Raw genomic sequence first — 19317 nt, 5'->3', positions numbered from 1 at the left:
CAGGCTGATTATTCCTCTTCTGCTTTCCGATAATCTTCAATCAGCTTTTTGAACCAGTAATAGCTCTTTTTCGGATATCGCCTGTTGTGATCATCAAAATCCACCCGTACAAGCCCGTAACGCTTTTCATAACCGTTAACCCAGCTGTATAAATCCATCGTAGACCAGGCATAGTACCCCCTTACATTGCAGCCGTCTTCCATCGCTTTCAACATATAGTCAATATATCCCTGCATCATTTCGATACGCTCATCATCCTCCACATAGCCTTCATCGTTTGGTTTTTCATAACAGCCATGACCATTCTCTGTGATATACACAGGAATATCCCCATAGCGTTCTTTAATTTCCATCAATGTGTTATACATGCACTTCGGATAGATTTCCCTTCCCCATAGATTCCGTTTTGTATTTGGATCGATCGCTGTTTCATACCAGTCCCTGATACGGATTCCCTCTTTTGCATTGGAGCCTGCCCCCTTATTGTTATGGAAGACCTCCGTTTCCCCTGCTGAGTAGTCCGTAATATAAAAGCGATTGTATACGTTCAACCCAAGGAAATCCACTTTCCCCTGTAGGAATACCAGCATATCCTCAAACTTAATATAGCTGGTATCGATTCCATACTCCCGCAACAAAGAAATCAGTGCGCCCGGAAATTCTCCCTTGCATGCGGTGTCTAATATGATACGGTTATAAAACAGATCCGCAATCATATGAACACGTTCTTTTTCCTTCGTATCCGGTGCTACCTCCACATTACTGGAATCATGCACAATACCGATTGACCCGTTCAGCTTCAGCGAATGGTAGATTGCCACTGCTTTCGCACTGGCGACTGCTTCATGATAGACCGTCGTAAAATAGCGGTTAAAATCATGACGGTGATTGGGAGGATAATTCCCTACCATATGACTGCAATATGCATAGTATTTCGGTTCATTGATCGTGACCCACAGCTTTACACGGTCACCAAAGGCGGTAAAGCAGACCCTTGCATATTCTGCAAACGCATCTACGATGGCACGATTTTCCCAGCCGCCTTCCTTTGCAATTGCTTCCGGTAAATCATAATGAAACAAGGTCACATTCGGCTCCACACCCTGTTTCAGACAGTAGTCAATAACCCTGTTATAGAAATCTATCCCCCCCTGATTTACAGCACCTCTTCCATTCGGAAGGATTCTTGCCCAGGAGATGGAAAACCGGTATGTATTCTGTCCTCCTGCCTTCAGCATATCAATATCTTCCTTATAGTGATGGTAAAAATCACAGGATACATCCCCTGTAGCACCATTGATATTCAACGGGTTACCATGGGAAAATACATCCCATTCCCCTAAGCCTTTTCCATCCGCATCCCATGCTCCCTCACATTGATACGCTGCTGTGGCACTGCCCCATAAAAATTTTTGTTTTTCTATATTTTGCATAGTAGCCTCCATTCCTGCATCTTAGATGCATCATTTTACTCGTTTATGTCACGTTTTCTTGATATTGGTATTTCCTATTTACTTTTCGATGATATACCGATGTTTTCGCTGCGAAAGGAAACGTATATTTCATTGATTTCCCCAACAGGAGCATACATACCCATGTTCCTTCTCTAACTGTCGTGAAATCCAGATGGAAGCATAGAATCATAAACAGACTCAGCAGCATGAAAACAATGTCTATTCTGGTTCGAAATATACAAAATTCCATCCGCAGCCGTCTGGATATGACCATAGCCAGTTCCTCAAATGGATTTTTAACAAGATCGGCATGAAATAATACAGCCACACCATAGGAACAGAAGAGTATACCTGAAAAGATACACAGCCATTTTCCGATATAGGTTTTCGGATACCAGTCACAGAGTCCGGGCACATCATAACAGATCAGATTCACAATTTTTCCCTGCAGCAGTGCCAGAGGTATTTGAAGGTACTGTATGTTTGCAAACTGCTTTTTCAGGATAACAATCTGTGCTCCTGTGCAGGATATGAAGAATATAATCAGTACTGTTCCACTCTTGATACCGGTAATGGCAGTTAGATTCTGTGTAAAAGCTGTTATTGCAGTCTGTCCCAACTGTGATTTCATCATGCAGGATAACCCGATTGCTGTTATCAGAATACCCAGCAGCATTTCAATAAGACGCAAATACAGATAGGGTTGTTTTTCTGCTTTCTTTTTCATTCTGCATACATTTCCATAAAACGTGCCCAACCGTCCTCATCACATGGATAGTCTGTGATGATATCTGCTATCGCCTTTGTATCATCGCTGCCGTTTTTCAAACACACACCTACACCACTTGGTTCCAGCATTGTATGATCATTTGTCGTATCTCCAAACGCCATAACTTCAGCTGTAGATATCTGATGTTTTTCACAGAATTTTTTCAAATCGTATGCTTTGGAAACCCTGCGATGAGAAAGTGATAATCCTTAGAAGGATGAGCAGTAAGATATGCTTCAATTTGCGGCATATCTTACTCGTTTACCCGGAACATGATTTTGGCATTTTCTTCCTGATAAAACACCTTCATATCCATAACTTCAATTGCTTCCATTTCTGCTGATGTAGCCGATTATTTCACAACCTCATCCATCTCTTTGCAATATATGCAATCATTACGATAGATAACGGGATTACAAGTGAAAACGGACATTTTTTCTATGATTTCCCGAATCCATTCCTTTTTCAGTTTATAGTATGTTTCTTCCTCTTTCGTAAGATTGTCCCAAAGCGTTGATCCATTCATACAGATCAGCATATCAACATCTTCCAATCCCCAGCGGTGCAGCAATCTTCGCACTTCTGCAAGAGAGCGTCCGGATGCCAAACCAAATACGATGTGTCGTTTATGTAGTTTTCTGATAACTTCTTTTGCTTTTTTTGTCAACGCATGATGTTTTACAACAAGGGTATTATCAATATCACATACCACCATCCGCAGCTTTTCCGGTTTCATGATCTTGCTTTCGATGTAAGAAGACGTTCTTCATACACTGGCAAGCGCCATCTCTTTCTTCAACAGATACGGTCTGAGATATGCCGTTGCCATGCTTGTTGGTAACACATCCTCCTGAATACGGATTCCCAGCACTTCCTGCATATATGCTCTGCGCTTCACGATGCGTTCCCACACAGCCGGATATTCCTTTGCGATTGCCTTTCGCAACTGCTCATCTGCTAGTAAAATTCCACTTTCACAGCTGACTCCCCCATAACCGTTTACACTTGGAATGATATCAATCTGAAACAGCATGCCGCTTTGTAATGTTTCCTCAGACTGCGGATAGATCGGTGAGGACATCCATTCCTCATCAGCGCACAGGTGCCCCGGATTCAGTGTCCAGCCATACTCCTCCTTTGGCAATACAGTCTCAACTGCCTCATACAAATCGTTTCCGTTTATCCCGATTTTAATGGTTTCCAGCCAGGTTTTTACTGCCTGAAAATAAGGAATCGCGACTGCCTTTAGATAATCCTGTTCCTTCTCAGGCAGCTGCTCAGCACATTCCACTGCATAGCCAGCACGACTCTGCAATCCTCCCTTAAATCCTGTGGTGATGGAAATTTTATCACCGCACTGAATTTGTTTATTACCCGGATACAGATTGGCTTTTTCAAAACGGGCTCCTGTAGCCATGATGGTCACAACACTGTGACGCTGTCCGTCAGCTGCAAGTGTTTCTGCCATTTCCATTTCCGTTTTACCGACCTTTAGGCGATCCATGGTCTTCAGTATGCAGTTTCCTGCCAATGCTGCCCCGTATTCATAGTGTGCAAACTCATTCGCATTGTTGGTTGTCCGAACACCGTTTTCTCCAATGAGGAGATACGCTGCATTGGTAAACTGTGCTTTTCCGCAAACCGTCTTAAGTGCCTCAACAAGAAAATACGGCAAATCAAACAGCAGATGATTATCCTCCACATGGCTGGTAAAATTCTTCCATCCGATCAATCCGATTTTTTCTGCATCTTCCAACTCGCAGGATGCCAGTATTTGCGCAACACTTTTCTCTGTCTGCATCGGCTGATTCGGCAGGGAGAAATGCGGCATATGAATAGGTACTGCTTCGATTCTGGCTTTTCCCGCCTTGTTTAAATTCTCATTTCCCAGTACCATAAATGCCTTGCCATTTGCATGAAGAATAAGCAACGCTTCCTCAAAGCGCGGTAGAAAACCGCACAGATATTCAAAATTACTGCCATGCTCCAAATCTGCATATACGACTACTGCATCAAAGCCGTCCTTCTGCATGCTTTCAAGCAGACGTGCTTTCCGATTCTGCATTGTTACATCGCTCAGCATGACAGGGATAAGCCCCTCCTCCGGTTTCGGTGCCTCTACTTCTTTTAACTTAATCATACATTCCTTCCTTTCTCATACCGTATTTCCAGTTTATCATTTCTGTTGAGCATGTGCAACATATCGTCCAGTGGATACATCGGACGCATAATCAGCTTGAACGGTATCCGCTTTGTATCCTGCAAGGTTGCCCCATCCGTTAAGGACATGATGCACAGCTTTCCTTTTTCCTTCATTTCCGGATGGATGTATCCCTGCTTAACAACGATGACATCATAATCATCCCAGTCGATACCGCATGCGTCCATCTGGTGCTTTTCCACAAAGGAATGATTATTATCCGTAACAACGATCGTTATCGGCTTATCCTTTACCGATACGCTAACCAGACCTCCGTAATCTCCTTCTTCCCCATACATATGCGTTCCTTCCTGCCGTCCCTTCGCAAGTATCGTAACATCCAGCTCCACCGCAGCTGTACACTCATCCATATCCATACCGAGGCGTAAATGAACCTGCTCCTGCACATCATGTGCTTCCAGCAGCTGATAGGCTGCGGGATCATTGATTGCGGCAAACAAAAAGCGTTTTGTCAGATGTTCTCAAGCTAACACCTGCCGTAATATAAATGTGTTAGCCCCCATCGCCCCGGAGGTCACATTATCCCCGGAATCCGTGAGAAACACCGGCTTTCCTGAAAAATCAAGAGCCGCCTGCAATGCTTCCTGCGGTTCTCTGGTAAGACCCGTGTAATGAAATTCATGGCGCTTACCCCAGACATAGTTCATCAGCTGATCTGCTGCTTCTTCAGCATATTGCTGAAAGTCCTGTGCGCTTGGCACCACGACAATCCCACAGCCTGCTTCCGGGGCATCATGACGCAGATATCCGACATGCCACGAACAGCTCAGTATCCGCTCATCCTTTTCCAGTTCATTCATAAACTGATTGATGGAATGTACCGGTTCATCCGCAGAAACACTCTGTTCTCCTCCCAGTATCAATGGAAGCTTGCGGTATACAGGACGCATATTCATCCGATCGCGGATTTCCTGAACGAGTGCACGGCATACAAATTGTACAGTTTCCGGAATATCGGTATGCGGTGCCTCCCGAAAGCTGCGAAGAATGGTAGCATTCTCCACATATTCCTTTGTCAGATTTCCATGCGGATCACAGGATATCGCAATGGGCAGATAGGGACCGGTAATCCTGCGAATACAGCGCAGCAAGTGATGCTCGCCCGAACCGATATCCTCTACAAAGCTTGCGCCGTGCAGGTGAAGATAGATACCGTCCAAATCCTTTACATGTTCTTTCACAGCCTGTAGAATGCGCTGCTCAATATACATAAAACAAGATGTTTTCATCACTCCGCTGCATCCGGCATCCGCACAGATTACCGGAATGAGATCTATATCCTCTGCATCAAACACATTGCCAAGCTGCATGTGTGACAGTGCTTCCTTTCCATAAGACAACGCCACATTCTCCATATCACATTTCATCGGTACATGGGCATTTGCCTCCAATACAAATTTAGCTGCTAAAATTTTCATCTGCTTCCTCCTCCTGTCATATAATCCGTATATACGTTTGGTATGCTTCAGATATCATCGATTGGAAACATAGGGCGCATGATACGTTTAAATGGCAGACGTGCAGTATCCTGAAGAGTTGCCCCTTCGGTCAGTGACATGACACAAAGCTTCCCCTTTGCTTTGAAATCGGGAAAAATATACCCCTGCTTTACGACGATAACATCATACGCATCGACATCAATGCCTACACTGACAAACTGATGCAGCTCACAAACTGCCCAACCGGTATCCGCAACCATGATATCGATCGAAGTTCCCTTTACATGAACATTGACACAGTGTCCGAAAACAGAGGTATGATCATGCATCATAAAGCCTGTCAGCTTTCCACTGCTTTTCACAACAGCATCCAGCTCCACAGCACTGCTCAGCTCATCAAAGCCTACACCCAGAGTAAAGGAAAGCTCCTCCCCTGTTTTACATGCGGACAGTGTCTGGTATGCGGCAGGATCGCATATGGTCGCAAATAAAAATTTTTTTGTCGTTTCCGTTTGCAGCACCTGACGCAGTATACCGGTATTCCATCCGGTTGCACCCGATGTTACATTATCACCGGAATCCGTGAGAAACACCGGCTTATCCTGAACATCCAGTGCCATCTGCAACGCTTTGGAAGGCGAAGCTGTTAAGCCTGTATAATAAAACTCATGACGCTTTTCCCATACATAGACAGCCAGACGATCCGCAGCCTCCTGTGCATAAGGCAAATCCTGCTCACTGTATGGAACAACAATGATACCACAGCCTGCGACATCACAATCATGACGGATATAGCCAACATGCCAGGAACAGCTTAAGATACGATCGTCCTTCTCCAGTTCATCCATATACCGGTTGATTGATAAGACCGGCTCATCCGCAGATACGCTTTGTTCTCCCCCCAGAATCAAAGGAAGCTTGCGGTATACCGCATGAATATTACGCCGTTTTTTCAACAGCCCACATAGCATTTCCGCTACCTTTTCCATTGTTTCATCAGCATCCGTATGCGGAGACTCGCGATAGCTTCGCAGGATGGTTGCCGATTCTGCATATTCCTTGCATAAATTTCCATGCGGATCACATACAATCGCAATCGGTAAATACGGACCGGCAAGTTTACGCAGCTCCTTTAAAATATGATGATCTCCGGACCCCAGTGCCTCCACCTCACTGGCACCATGCAGCATCAGGAAAATACCGTCAATTTCATGCAAATTCTTTTTTAGCGTATCGATAAACACATGCTCGATATACGTAAATGCGCTTTTCTCTACAACACCGGCAGCTCCGGCATTTGCATATATACTGGGTATCAGCGTGACATCGTTCCTTTCAAAAACTTCACGGATTCCCATTTTCTGAATACAATCCTCACCAAGTCCGATATCATACTGCTTTATCGTACATATAGTGGGAATATTAGCATTTGATTCTGTGACAAACTCTCCGACGAGTACCTTCATTTTCTTACCTCCGTGTTCTTCGTTCCTTTGTTTGTTTCATTTGAAAGAAAGACTTCAACAAATACAGTTTCGTCAAAGTCTTTTCTTACTCTATTCTTTCACAGTATCTGTTTTTTTAAGAATGTAGCTGGTCGCCACAAAGGATACGACAATCGCAACAACCGCTACTGCAAAATATAGGATGATATTCCCCGTAGAACCATCTGCGGGCAGGAAATAGAAGAAGGATAACAGACCCGGACATCCGCCGACAACATAGTTTTGAAGTCCGAAGATTCCGGCAATCAGACCGGAGCATACCGCACCGATTGCAGTACCGATCAGACATTTCGGACGCATGATCAGGGAGCCGTAGAAGGCAGGCTCTGTAACACCGCACAGTGCTGTAATACCAAAGGATGAAATCATACCCTTTTTCGCTTTATCTTTTAAATGGAACGCAACTGCAAGTGCACTGCCGCCAATACATAGATTGGATACAAGACCCATAACCATATTGAATGGATCATAGCCGATTTCCGCAATGGACTGTGCCATAATCGGTGTAAATGCTTTATCCAGCCCAAGCATAACCATATACGGATACAGGGCAGACAGAATAGGCATTGCAATCCAGCCGGCAACACTCATGACTGCCTGAATTGCGGCACCGACACTGTTGCTTAGCACGGTACCAATCGGTCCTAAAACAATCAGAGTTATAGGAACAACGATGATCATAGTTAGAATTGGTTTTAAGAAATACACAAACATTTCCGGAATGACGCGTTTCAGGAACTTATCAACGAAATACATAACAGCCACACCCAGAATGATAGGGAACACACTGCCTGCATAGGTTACGGTTGGCACACTGAGTCCCAGGAAATCAAGCCCCTTCGCATCACTGCATACAAACAGTACAGCTCCTAAAAAACCACCCATAATCGGTTCCATACGCAATGATTTCGCGAAGGAGTATCCGATCCAGATCGGGAAGAATGAGAAGCCAGCCGTGAAGATATTCAGAAGCAGCGTCGCAGTTCCGCCATCCGCACTCATACCGAAGTAGTTTACCAGCAGGTTTTTAACAGCCAGGATCAGACCTCCGGTAATCATAGCCGGAATGATCGGCATAAAGATTGCCGCACATTTGTTTCCGAAGACATTCAAATAATACATGAAGTTCTTTTCCTGCTCATCATCGGACGAATCATTCCCCACAGACGGTTGTTCATCCGTTACCTTGAAGCCGGAAACATCCAGAAATTCATTATACGCATCATTGACCTCCGGACCGATAATAATCTGTACCTGTCCGGCTTTCTCAACAAGTCCAACAACACGGTCAACCGTTTTCAGGGCCTCCACATTTACCTTGTTTTTGCTCTTATAGTGAATTCTCAATCTCGTCGCACAGTGCTCAACGAATGTGATATTTTCAATTCCGCCAACATTCGTCAAGACTCCTTTGGCCATTTCTGTATACTTTGCCATAAATTTTCCTCCTTTTATGAAAATAAATTTTCTAAGAGGTTTGGCCGGATCTACCGTCACCATCCAATGCTGTGTGTCTTTCACCTAGTATAGAGATGGTATCGCTTGGCTTACTTCTCTATATCCCTTTCTCACTGATTTTATATCAGAACCTGAAGACTACATACAAGCCGCTGAAAGTGCCGTTCATCCCCAGGCTTTCCGGAATATCATACGGGTACATACCACATATAGCTATCTCTTTTGAAACCAGTGAAACAAGAGTAAGCCGGCAATGCTGTACCGGTATTCCAAAAGCTCTCTGCAGGCTTTTTTTGTATGTTATTCAGGATTCTTTTTCTAAACGCTGTCCTTCGTTAATTTATTCAAATGAATCAGAAGATATAATTTTTCCTCATCATTGACAGAGTATGCATACTTTTTTTCCAGCATCTCTGCGATTTGATTTACACAGGCATACTGCTGCACACTCTGTTCCTTCATCATCTGAAAGATTGCCTGATTTGCCGTTGATTGGTGCACACCGGCTTCCGCATTGACAATGCGCTGCACAAAGAAGCGGCAATGGATGAGGAACCGGTCAAAATCATAATTATCCTGTACATCGACTTGGAAGCTCTGCAACACAATTGTATTGATGCTTTCCAGGATGGATGTAATGGTATATATTTCCATCATATTGGAGGTAAGCTCGGCGTTGACGATATGCAGCGTTATAAAATTTGCTTCGTTGTCATCGATATGAAGATGAAATGCGTTGCGCAGCATTTCGATTGCATGTAAAGCGAGCTTATATTCCTCTCTGTACAATGACTTCACATTTAACAGCATCGTCATGTCGAAATCTATTCCCAGTCGTATGCGCTCTATGGTGTTCGCTATATGATCGGTGAGTGTTACATAAATACCGTCATTCAGTTCTTTTGTGCTGTGCTCCTTGAAATACGCAATGATTTCCTCAGATACCAGAATATAGTCGATTGGTGTATCCTGAATCATTTTTTCAAATTTATGCTTCGCCTCCCCCTTCAGCTCGAACTTCTTTTCCGCTTTTTCCGCCTGAATTTCATCCCCTTTTTTCAAACCGAATACAATGCCCTTTCCCACCAGAATGACCTCATCCCCAGCCTCGTTTTTGACCATGGCGATGTTATTGTTATAAATTTTCTTGATCTGCATATGAGCACCCGCTTACACTATCTCAAACAAAGGCTCCCCCACTCTGATATCCCCATTTGTTTTCATTTGATCAACCCTTTTATTTGTTACAATAATTGGCACAATAACATCCATGTTTTTATTTCTTATCATATCCCAGTCTACGATGGTCAGCAAATCTCCCTGCTTAACCCGATCTCCAACCTTTGCTTTTGTTTGAAACGGTACCCCGTGCAGCTGCACGGTGTCAATACCGATATGTATCAGAATATCGGTTCCCAAATCTGTCTGAATACCGATTGCATGCTGTGTTTCATAAATCATGGTTACCGTTCCCTCCACAGGACTCCTCAATTCATTCTCATCCGGTATCACTGCGATACCGTCTCCCAGCATTTTTTCCGAGAACATTTCATCATGTACATTCTCCAGCATAGTAGCTTTGCCATTCACCGGACTACATAAAACTTCCATTTTCTTTCCCTCCTGTTTTCCTTGTTTAATTCACAGCCTCACCTTTATGTATGAAGCACTGTGTTTTAACAGTATCCGTTTCTGCACATCCCGCTCATTTCGCTTATGTTTATAAGACACAAAAAAGCAAGACGTTATCATACCAAAAATTTGGATTTACTGATAGGTCTTGCTTCCTAAAATCAAGTTAAGAATTACAATCCAGTCATTTCTTTATCCGCACCTACAGTATAGCACCACGCTGAAAGCGTTGTCAATACCATTTTTTTGTATATTTTTAACATTTTTTTATGATTGATTACGATTCAGCGGAGAATAAATCAATCAAGGCTACTATAAAGGGGACTCTTAATCTATGAGATTACTGCCATACGATATTATTTTGTCCTTATCCAAGCTGGATTCTACTAGATAGATGGATGAATTACAGCTTCTTACTTTTACCGCTTTTACATTAGCAAGAAGCCGGCAGAACATCTAACTGTTCCTTCAGAAAAAGATTACAGCCTGTGTTCAGCCTGAGATATGAAAGTGTTCATCCCCCTGATCTCAGTTTCTTTATTATTGTAGAAAGTTGAAAAGCATCTTTCAAAAACAGTTCCTTGCGTAAAGAAGAATCCATGGGTATAGGAAGCATCCTTCCTACATACAATATTCCATGCGATATACGAATGGACATGGGAGGCTGCTTATGAAATCATCACTTGAACAGGAATTCGCACTGCATCTGCCAAAGGGAAACAAGCCCTGGTTTGAGGGCTGGTATGTACGTGTTCAAACCAAAGAAATCAGCTTTGCAATCATCTTCGGATTACAGATCAGCAATGCTAAGAAAAGCGCATTTATTCAGTTTCTTGACACCCATACGAAGAAAAGCCGCTATGTGGAGTATCCATGGAAGGCTGTAACCATACAGCAGCATCCGTTTGTGCTTAACATCAGAGGAAACCGGCTGTCTATGAATTCCGTAACACTGCGCCTGTCGCAGCTGCAGGCGGATCTGCTGCACAGCTCCTTAACACCGCTGCATACTTCCCCGTATGCACCGACCATTATGGGTCCGTTTTCCTATGTGTCTATGGAATGTGTGCATTCCATCATTTCTCTGCGTCACACCGTCAGCGGAACAATCCGACTGAACAATCGCTGCTTTCAGATTCATGGCAGCGGCTATATGGAGAAGGACCGCGGTACCTCGTTTCCCTCCGCTTATGCCTGGTTTCAGTCAAACAACTGTGAGGACACTGCTTCCTGCTTTTTCTTTTCTCTGGCACATATTCCATTTCTCACCGGCTCCTTTCAGGGCTGTATCTGCGTATTGATGGTTCATGAAAAACAGCTGTGCTTTGCGACCTATCTGGGGTGTCGTGCCACAGAGGACAGGAAAAACCAGCAAATCGTGCTGAAGCAATATCCTCTGGAGCTGCGCATACGCTTGTTTGGTGAAAAGGGACACACGCTTGCTTCACCGAAACAGGGAGCCATGCAGGGAAGGATACAGGAAACCCTGAGGGGTGAGGCTTTCGTGACACTTCTGAGCAAGGGCAGACATATCAAAAGCTGGCACTTTTCACAGGGCGGACTGGTACGTGCAGGTATTGACATCTAATGATATTATGAGAGAATGAACGCCTTGGTTCTGCCTGCATTATACGTAAAAAAGCGGCATTCGTCAGGACATTTCCATGGAAAAAGCTGCGGTTGAGAGCATAACCGCAGCTTTTTCTCATATGCGCAGTGTTTCCAGCTTACGCACCAGACATGTATTTTCTTTTTCCTCCATGCTGCACATACCAATGTGAACTGCAGGCTTCGTCTTCCCGTGGAAGTCACTTCCGTAGGTCATATACAAGCCGTGGCTCTTTGCCAGATCATAATAAAACTGTGTCTGCTGTTCACTGTGATAGGAGCTGAACACCTCAAACCCGTCAACACCGAGTTGAAGCAGATCATGTATGCGATCCATCTGTTCTTTGGCATTCATCCCGGGATGTGCCACAATGGCCAATGCATTTTGCTGGTGAAGCAGCTCCACGATGGCGCTGACACTCGGATAGAAGATTTCCACATAGGCCGGCTTCCCAGGTGCGCATATATCCCAGTAAAAATTCACAAAAGGATTATCGCTGCGTTCCCCCCCTGGATAATACGGCTGCAGAAGCGGGTTTTTCTTTTCCACATCATACTCCATAGCAGCTTCTCCAATCGCCTCACCGGTCGTGATACCGCCGGGACTTAATTCCTGAATACGCTTTTCATCAAAGGCGATCCCCATGTCCCGTACCAGCTGGCGGCGGCGCTTGCTTGCCTCGCGTTCCTGAGAAGCCGCATGCTCCTCAATTTCATCAAATACAGGATTATGAACATCAATTCCATATCCTAAAATATGATAGCCGACATCCTGTGATACAGCATCTATTTCAATTGCAGGTATACAGGTGATTCCATATTCCTGCTGATGGCGAAGTGCAATCCGGCTTCCTCTTACACTGTTATGATCGGCAATGGCCATCATATCCAGACCGGCAGCTTTGCACATTTTCAATAATTCTATGGGTTCATACTGCCCATCGTCGCTATATTTGGAATGCATATGCAGATCCAGTTTTTTCATAATGAAGTACCTCTTTCTTTCCGTATGATCTGATCAAAAAGCTCTCTTGCGGCTATTTCTCTGACGCCCAGTGAGAAATCCTCGTGGATACTGCTACGTAAGATCATCGTTGGAGGCGTCAGCACCTTCCACTCTGTCTTCATGATAGTAATCAGCTTCTTCAGCAGTGCCTCATCCATTGTGTCACAATAAATCAGAAGCGCATGCGGATCATACATACAGGCGATGCTTTGTATAAGCAAATCCATGTTACGCAGCTGCTGCTCATCACTGATATTCTGTTCTCTCCAATCAACGCCCAGTGGCAGCTGGTCAAGCTCACCTACCATGTGATTCGCGCCGCGATAAATATCTCCGCGGATATAGAGTGCCGAACCCGGCGGATACTTTTTTGGAAAATACAGACCCGCTGTACATTCCTGACGTATATTCTGCCGCTGACAGTAACCAAATAAAGCCGCATTGATATCATTTTCTATAAGCACAGGCATCTGATAGGTGCTGCGCAGTCTTGCGAACAGCTCCTGTGATTGGAAGATTGCATAATCCATAACCTTCAGCTTTCCCTGATACTCCGTACCGGGAATACCGAAGACCATAACTGAAATTGTCGGATACTGTTTCATCCACCTTGAAATGGCATGCTCCAGCATATCAATATCCATATCCGCTATCTCATAGGCATCGGATGCTACCATGTTTTGAAATAAGTCCTGAACCTCCAGAAATAACCGCTCTCTTCCCTCTTGAACATACATATACGCTGTTAATGCCATTTTATAACGGCCATTGTACTGATACTGCAGGGCGGGTCGTCCTCCACCGGATGGAAGCATCTGCTTTTGTATTACTTCACCGGTTTCCAAAAGCTCATGGATCAAAGAATTAACAGTCACAACGCTTAAACCACTCAGCTTTGCCAGCTGTGGCTTTGTCGCACTGTGCTGCTTGAGAAATACGTTTCGTAAAACAGATAGATTCTCCTGTTTCATCTGTATGGGATTCCAAGCCAATAAATCACCGCCTCTTTTTAAAGATTCTTTATTAAGTCACCTATATCGTACAGGAAGCTGCATAAAATGTCAACTGCCTGCTGTGTAAAATATGGAATTAAACCATCATACGATAGCTAGAAATTCACTTTGAATATGAAGATTCATAATTGAAAATACAAAGGCTCTTTGCGTTTGATATCAATTCGTGTCTGACCTTGCAAAAGCATGAGAAAATATGCGAAGTGAAAAGATGAAATCCGCAGACTATGAAACTGCTGAAGCAGGTATCGCCTGTCCTATGGTATCTGTACAATAATTTAAATCCGCGGCACTCGTTTAGCTCGACAGATAAAAAGAAGTTTCTTTGTGGATTGTGATTATTTCATAAACACAATCGTCTCGAAACTTCTTTTCATTATCTTATTCTCTGCTCATGGAAACACGTTTTCCACAATGTGCCAAGGCGATATAAACACAGTTCTCCAAACCGATACCATATTTTTTCTTTTTCATCTGTTCCATACCCGCTTCAGCTAATGCTTCCAGATTCACGCTCTCATCCTTCGTGTATTTCAATTCAAACAGCATAGATGGCAGAGCATTGTTTTTACTGTTGAGCAAAATATCAAAACGTCCTTCTCCGCTTTCCCTGTTACTGACGATTTCATAATCGTTTCGCAGCCACATACACATACCTAAAAGCAGTGAGTGGTATGAATTCTCATTTCTTAAATCATAATAGCTGACAGACTCCAGCAGCATTTTCTGATAATTCTTCAAAAATTCATCCCAGTTCTGTGTTTTTAGTGCCTGAAACATTTTTGCCACCGTGGTTTCATCCACATTCAGAAAAAACACCGTCAGTGATTGAAATTCTCTTGCGACCTCATTATTGGGAATCCGTAAGGAGTACATGTCCTCAAGTACATCCAAAGTCTTATGTACAGTTAAGTATCCCACATTGACAAATAGTCCCCACAAGCTGGATGTATTTTTCAATTCATAAAAGGAGGTTTCAAAATTCACCAATGTTTCTACTGTACCGGTTTTGATAAGTTTCTCATAATCATCCTTAAAATCCTGTTCACAGCTTTGCATTGCTTCTTTGATCATTGTATTGGAACTGGTATTGATCCAGTAGGGAGCCAATACCTTCTTGCATACATAGTTCACAATTGACCATGGATTAGGCTCTGCCCACTAGCAGTGTAGATGTCGATGCCTCCTATGTTATATCCGTCATACATTTCCTTTACATCAGCTGTATACTCCATCCCGTTATCAACAAGCATCTTCTTAACTTCATTCTCTGTAAATCCAAAATAGCTTGCATAATCAGCATCCTTCACTGTGCATACAAATATATTATTCAAATCACTAAAAACGTTCTCCTTCGCAACACGCTGTATCCCGGTAATCATAGCATATTCCAAATCATCGCTGGATTTCAGTGAGGTATGAAGCAAAGCAGCAAACGCCCCGCGTACATCTTCATAAAAACCTCCTGTATGAGCTTCTATAAAAGGCGTGTCACGCCTTGGGCGGGCAGCGCCTATTCGTCTATAAAAAGCATGACCCGCTTTCCATAGTATTGATGACACCTTGTCATAAGAAAACTGATGGCGCGATCAACGGTCTCCAGATTTCCATCATCCAAATTTGACAGTCCCTTCAAAATAGAATCAAATTGGGGCTTTTCAAAGATGCTCAAATTTTCCAATGTAAAGGAGTATTGATCATACACCTTAAGCAGTTGTTCTTTCACGCATGCAACAATCCGGTTTTTACTATCCTTTGCATCTGCAAATGAAAGAAATATTGTCGGGTAGCTGTTCATATGTTCTGCGTACTTTGTTTTCATAATAGCAGTATCTGCAAAAATTACTTTTGAATTCTTTGTGATATCGAAGAATTCTGCAAGCACGCCATGGGCGGGCAGCGCCTGCTCATATTGAGTGTTTTACCGAATCGGCGGGGCCGTGTAACCAACGTGGCTTTTGCCATCCGCTCAAGAAATTCCTGAATCAGAAGACTTTTATCAACTACATAATAATTTTTTTCTTTCAATTCTCTGTAATTCATGATTCCTAACGGAATTCCTTTTTTCATTATATCACTCACTTTCTCTTCCTATTATATCGCATTTCTAAGTTTATAGAAACCAGCGAATGAAGAAATATAGAATTCTGATTTCCAATGCAAGATTTATCATGATAGGTTGTTCTTTGTTCCCTATGAGAATCCGGGTCTTTGACAGTCTATTCATAGCTAATAGCTTCTAAAGCCTTTTATCATAGGCTTTTCTTTATGTTATTTTGTCAAATTTTTAGCTTTATTATATGGTAATTATTGGTAATATATGATATAATTTGTATAGGTGATGTATATGAAAGTTACTACTACTCGATCTAAATCCTCTGAAACTTTTTATATCTGTCATTCTTTTGTTGATAAGAACGGCAAAAATACTTCCAGAGTTCATAAACGGCTTGGCACTTTGGCTGAACTTTCCCTTTTGCTCTCTACTGACCGCGATGGTGTCATGGCATGGGCTAAAGAACAGGCTCGTATTGCTACTGATGACTACAATAAGGAAAATCAAGCCGTTTCCGTTCTCCTATCTCCTACGCACTATATCCCTAAAAATGAGCAGCGCTCTTTTAACTGCGGATACCTTTTTCCTTCAATCTATCATTTCTTCTCTCCGCTTTGATAATATCTGCCGTAATATCAAAAGACGCCATCAGTATGAATACAATCTTTATGATATTTTTTTCCGATTTGCTTTTTGCACGGATCCTTCATCCTTCCAGTAAGAAAAAACTCTTACGCTTTTGCTCAGACGCTCCTGGAACAGCCCAAATACATTCTCCAAAAACGTCTATCGCGCCCTTTCTGTTATTGCCGATGAATCAGATTATATCCAGGCTGAGATCTATCGTAATTCACATTTCCTTCATAAACGGAATACCAAGATCCTTTATTATGACTGTACAAACTATTATTTTGAAATAGAACAGGAGAGTGGTAGTAAGACATATGGTAAAAGTAAGGAGAATCGGCCTAATCCAATCATAGGCATGGGACTTTTTATGGATGCTGATGGCTTCCCGCTTGCTTTCGACCTACATCCTGGCAAACAGAATGAACAGAAAACATTGAAGCCTCTTGAGCAGAAGGTCATACGTGATTTTGACTGTTCTGAATTCATCTATTGTTCTGATAGCGGACTTGGATCACAGAATAACAAATTGTTCAATGATATGGGTGGTAGATCGTATGTCGTCACACAGTCATTGAAGAAATTAAAGAAAGAGGATCGTATCACAGCACTTGATCCGAAACAATACAGAAAGCTGGGGAGCGAAAAGTTCATCGATCTCAGAGAACTGGATGAAAACGATCCCGAAGTATACAGATCCATTTACTATAAAGAAGTCCCAATCGAGTCAAAGAAGTTATCAGAAACGATGATCGTAACGTATTCGCCTAAATATAAGGCTTATCAAGCAAAGATTAGACAGGGACAGATCGAACGTGCTATGAAGATGATCAATGATAATGGAAAAAAGTTTAAGAAGAATAGACGTAATCCTAATGATCCGGCCAGATTTATAAAAAAGACTGCGATCACTGCGGATGGTGAGGTGGCAGAAGAAGAATATTGTCAGCTCGATCAGGCAGCCATAGATAAAGAGGCGATGTATGATGGGTTCTATGCAGTAACGACAGATATAGAGGGAGATGTATCTGAGATCATCGCTATCAATGAGAGAAGATGGCAGATCGAAGAATGTTTCAGAATAATGAAGACGGACTTTGAAGCACGACCTGTATACCTGCAGAGAGAAGACAGGATAAAGGCCCATTTCCTAATCTGCTTTCTGTCATTGCTGATATATAGGATTCTGGAATTCAAACTGGACAAGAAATATACAACAGAGAATATCATAGATACACTGAGAAGCATGGATGTATGTGCACTTGACGCATATGGCTACATTCCAATTTATAAAAGAACAGATTTGACGGATGACCTTCATGAATTATTTGGTTTCCGTACAGATACTCAGATTATCAAGAAGGCTAAAATGAGAAGTATCATTCATGAGTCTAAAATTGCCAATCAATTACTATATTCCCCTGCAAAACCAAAAACTCAAGATTAACCCTTAACTAAAGGGTTTTCTTGAGTTATTTTTTCCTTAAACTGTCAAAGACGGGATTATATCGCATTTCTAAGTTTATAGAAACCAGCGAATGAAGAAATATAGAATTCTGATTTCCAATGCAAGATTTATCATGATAGGTTGTTCTTTGTTCCCTATGAGAATCCATGCGGGCTGCTTTCATAGCAAAGCGAAAAGCAGCCGGTTCCTTATGGTTCTTTCTTGATTGCAGGTAAACTTGAAACAGGGAGACTTCCATACTATTATAGTTATCAATAGAAGTTGAAGTCTCCCTTTTGCAAACACCCTAAAGCAAGAAAGAACCTCCCTTATAAATGGCTGCTTTTCCTTCGCATTTTAATTATTATCAGCTACAATTTTCTGTCCTGAATTTACATGGCATTTTATATTATATGTTTTTCATTTAAACCTATGGATGTAACAGGTTTTTTATGAATCGTGTAACAGGTGTATCCTCTGCATTTCTGAAAAACTGCTCCTGAAATTGTGGATAATCAAGAAGCTGCTTCAGCAATTCCTGATCTGTTCGCTGTAATGCTTCCAGCAATGCATACTGGGCAGGCAGCTTTGTTTCATTCATCATACGTGCTCTGCTACGTTTTTCACCTTCTGCATAGCATTGCGGATAGCCACCACCGAATTCCTGTGCAAATAATTTTTCGAACACATACTTCAGATTGATTTCAGCACCCCATCCAAAATACTGGGAGAATGGCAAAGATACCGCATTTCCCGCATTCACCTGGGTAAACAAATACGCATCAAGTGGTGTATTGACATAGCCGCAAACAACATCAGCGAACGCATTACAGGAAATCATAGCTCCTTGCCCTGTTCCGCAGCCCGTCACGACAAAATCTACTGCGTGGCTGTGCAATAGAACCGCTGCAAGAATACCTATCTGCGTAAAATTAATCTGATGACTATCCTGTTCCGTATACATACCGTAATTGAATACCGTATGTCCTTTTTTCTCTGCTTCCTGCTTCAGAATATCAAATATCATGGCATTCTTATCTGCCTGTGAATCTTCATTTATCAATCCTATTTTCATACAACCT

At 42.7% G+C, this 19317-nt stretch carries 13 protein-coding genes and 4 pseudogenes; 2 read left to right on the top strand and 15 right to left on the bottom strand.

What is annotated here, in order from left to right:
- Positions 1 to 8: 8 nt before the first annotated feature.
- The 9 genes and pseudogenes from G4D54_04325 to G4D54_04285 all read right to left on the bottom strand — a co-directional run bounded on the left by G4D54_04325 (position 9) and on the right by G4D54_04285 (position 10457).
- Complete coding sequence (locus G4D54_04325; protein ID QJA01700.1) at positions 9 to 1433, bottom strand: glycoside hydrolase family 1 protein; 1425 nt, start codon at positions 1431 to 1433, stop codon at positions 9 to 11.
- A 43-nt stretch (positions 1434 to 1476) separates the two neighbouring features.
- On the bottom strand, positions 1477 to 2181 hold the full coding sequence (locus G4D54_04320; protein QJA01699.1) for a hypothetical protein: 705 nt from the start codon (positions 2179 to 2181) through the stop codon (positions 1477 to 1479).
- Positions 2178 to 2959 (bottom strand): annotated as a pseudogene (locus tag G4D54_04315) (HAD-IIB family hydrolase). Before G4D54_04315 ends, G4D54_04320 begins: the two are co-directional and overlap by 4 nt.
- A 30-nt stretch (positions 2960 to 2989) precedes the next feature.
- Positions 2990 to 4363, bottom strand: coding sequence for a M24 family metallopeptidase (locus tag G4D54_04310; protein ID QJA01698.1), 1374 nt, complete (start codon positions 4361 to 4363; stop codon positions 2990 to 2992).
- A gap of 59 nt (positions 4364 to 4422) precedes the next feature.
- Positions 4423 to 5862, bottom strand: a pseudogene (locus G4D54_04305) (M81 family metallopeptidase).
- Positions 5863 to 5909: 47 nt separating this feature from the next.
- Positions 5910 to 7349, bottom strand: coding sequence for a M81 family metallopeptidase (locus G4D54_04300; GenBank protein ID QJA01697.1), 1440 nt, complete (start codon positions 7347 to 7349; stop codon positions 5910 to 5912).
- 90 nt (positions 7350 to 7439) lie between these two features.
- A complete protein-coding gene (locus G4D54_04295) occupies positions 7440 to 8825 on the bottom strand; it encodes a PTS transporter subunit EIIC (GenBank protein QJA01696.1) in 1386 nt (461 codons plus the stop codon).
- A gap of 339 nt (positions 8826 to 9164) precedes the next feature.
- Positions 9165 to 10004 carry a PRD domain-containing protein gene (locus tag G4D54_04290; protein QJA01695.1) on the bottom strand — a complete coding sequence of 280 codons (840 nt, stop codon included), beginning with the start codon at positions 10002 to 10004 and terminating at the stop codon, positions 9165 to 9167.
- Positions 10005 to 10016: 12 nt separating this feature from the next.
- Positions 10017 to 10457 (bottom strand): PTS glucose transporter subunit IIA, encoded by a 441-nt coding sequence (locus tag G4D54_04285; protein QJA01694.1) that lies wholly within the window; start codon positions 10455 to 10457, stop codon positions 10017 to 10019.
- 691 nt (positions 10458 to 11148) lie between these two features.
- Between G4D54_04285 and G4D54_04280 the strand changes: the two genes are divergently transcribed.
- On the top strand, positions 11149 to 12066 hold the full coding sequence (locus G4D54_04280; GenBank protein ID QJA01693.1) for a hypothetical protein: 918 nt from the start codon (positions 11149 to 11151) through the stop codon (positions 12064 to 12066).
- Between the two features lie 117 nt (positions 12067 to 12183).
- On the opposite strand, the gene G4D54_04275 is transcribed toward G4D54_04280, so the two are convergent.
- The 5 genes and pseudogenes from G4D54_04275 to G4D54_04255 form a co-directional block, all read right to left on the bottom strand.
- The gene (locus G4D54_04275; GenBank protein QJA01692.1) at positions 12184 to 13071 is read right to left on the bottom strand and encodes a PHP domain-containing protein; all 888 of its coding nucleotides are present in this window, start codon (positions 13069 to 13071) and stop codon (positions 12184 to 12186) included.
- Entirely contained in the window at positions 13068 to 14084 is a 1017-nt protein-coding gene (locus tag G4D54_04270; GenBank protein QJA01691.1) for an ROK family protein, read from the bottom strand. The genes G4D54_04275 and G4D54_04270 overlap by 4 nt, the downstream gene beginning before the upstream one ends.
- Before the next feature lie 402 nt (positions 14085 to 14486).
- Positions 14487 to 15667: pseudogene (locus tag G4D54_04265) on the bottom strand (AAA family ATPase).
- The gene (locus G4D54_04260; protein QJA01690.1) at positions 15619 to 15990 is read right to left on the bottom strand and encodes an AAA family ATPase; all 372 of its coding nucleotides are present in this window, start codon (positions 15988 to 15990) and stop codon (positions 15619 to 15621) included. Before G4D54_04260 ends, G4D54_04265 begins: the two are co-directional and overlap by 49 nt.
- The gene (locus G4D54_04255; GenBank protein ID QJA05149.1) at positions 15948 to 16175 is read right to left on the bottom strand and encodes an AAA family ATPase; all 228 of its coding nucleotides are present in this window, start codon (positions 16173 to 16175) and stop codon (positions 15948 to 15950) included. Before G4D54_04255 ends, G4D54_04260 begins: the two co-directional genes overlap by 43 nt.
- A 277-nt stretch (positions 16176 to 16452) precedes the next feature.
- On the opposite strand from G4D54_04255, the pseudogene G4D54_04250 reads away from it, so the two are divergent.
- Positions 16453 to 18235 (top strand): annotated as a pseudogene (locus tag G4D54_04250) (IS1634 family transposase).
- 430 nt (positions 18236 to 18665) lie between these two features.
- On the opposite strand, the gene G4D54_04245 reads toward G4D54_04250, so the two are convergent.
- Entirely contained in the window at positions 18666 to 19310 is a 645-nt protein-coding gene (locus G4D54_04245) for an RpiB/LacA/LacB family sugar-phosphate isomerase (GenBank protein ID QJA01689.1), read from the bottom strand.
- Positions 19311 to 19317 lie beyond the last annotated feature (7 nt).

Source organism: [Clostridium] innocuum (genome assembly GCA_012317185.1).
In the GTDB taxonomy this organism is placed as follows: Bacteria; Bacillota_I; Bacilli_A; order Erysipelotrichales; family Erysipelotrichaceae; genus Clostridium_AQ; species Clostridium_AQ innocuum.
Note: the sequence above shows the minus strand (reverse complement) of the source record. Positions and strands in the feature narration are given on the sequence as shown.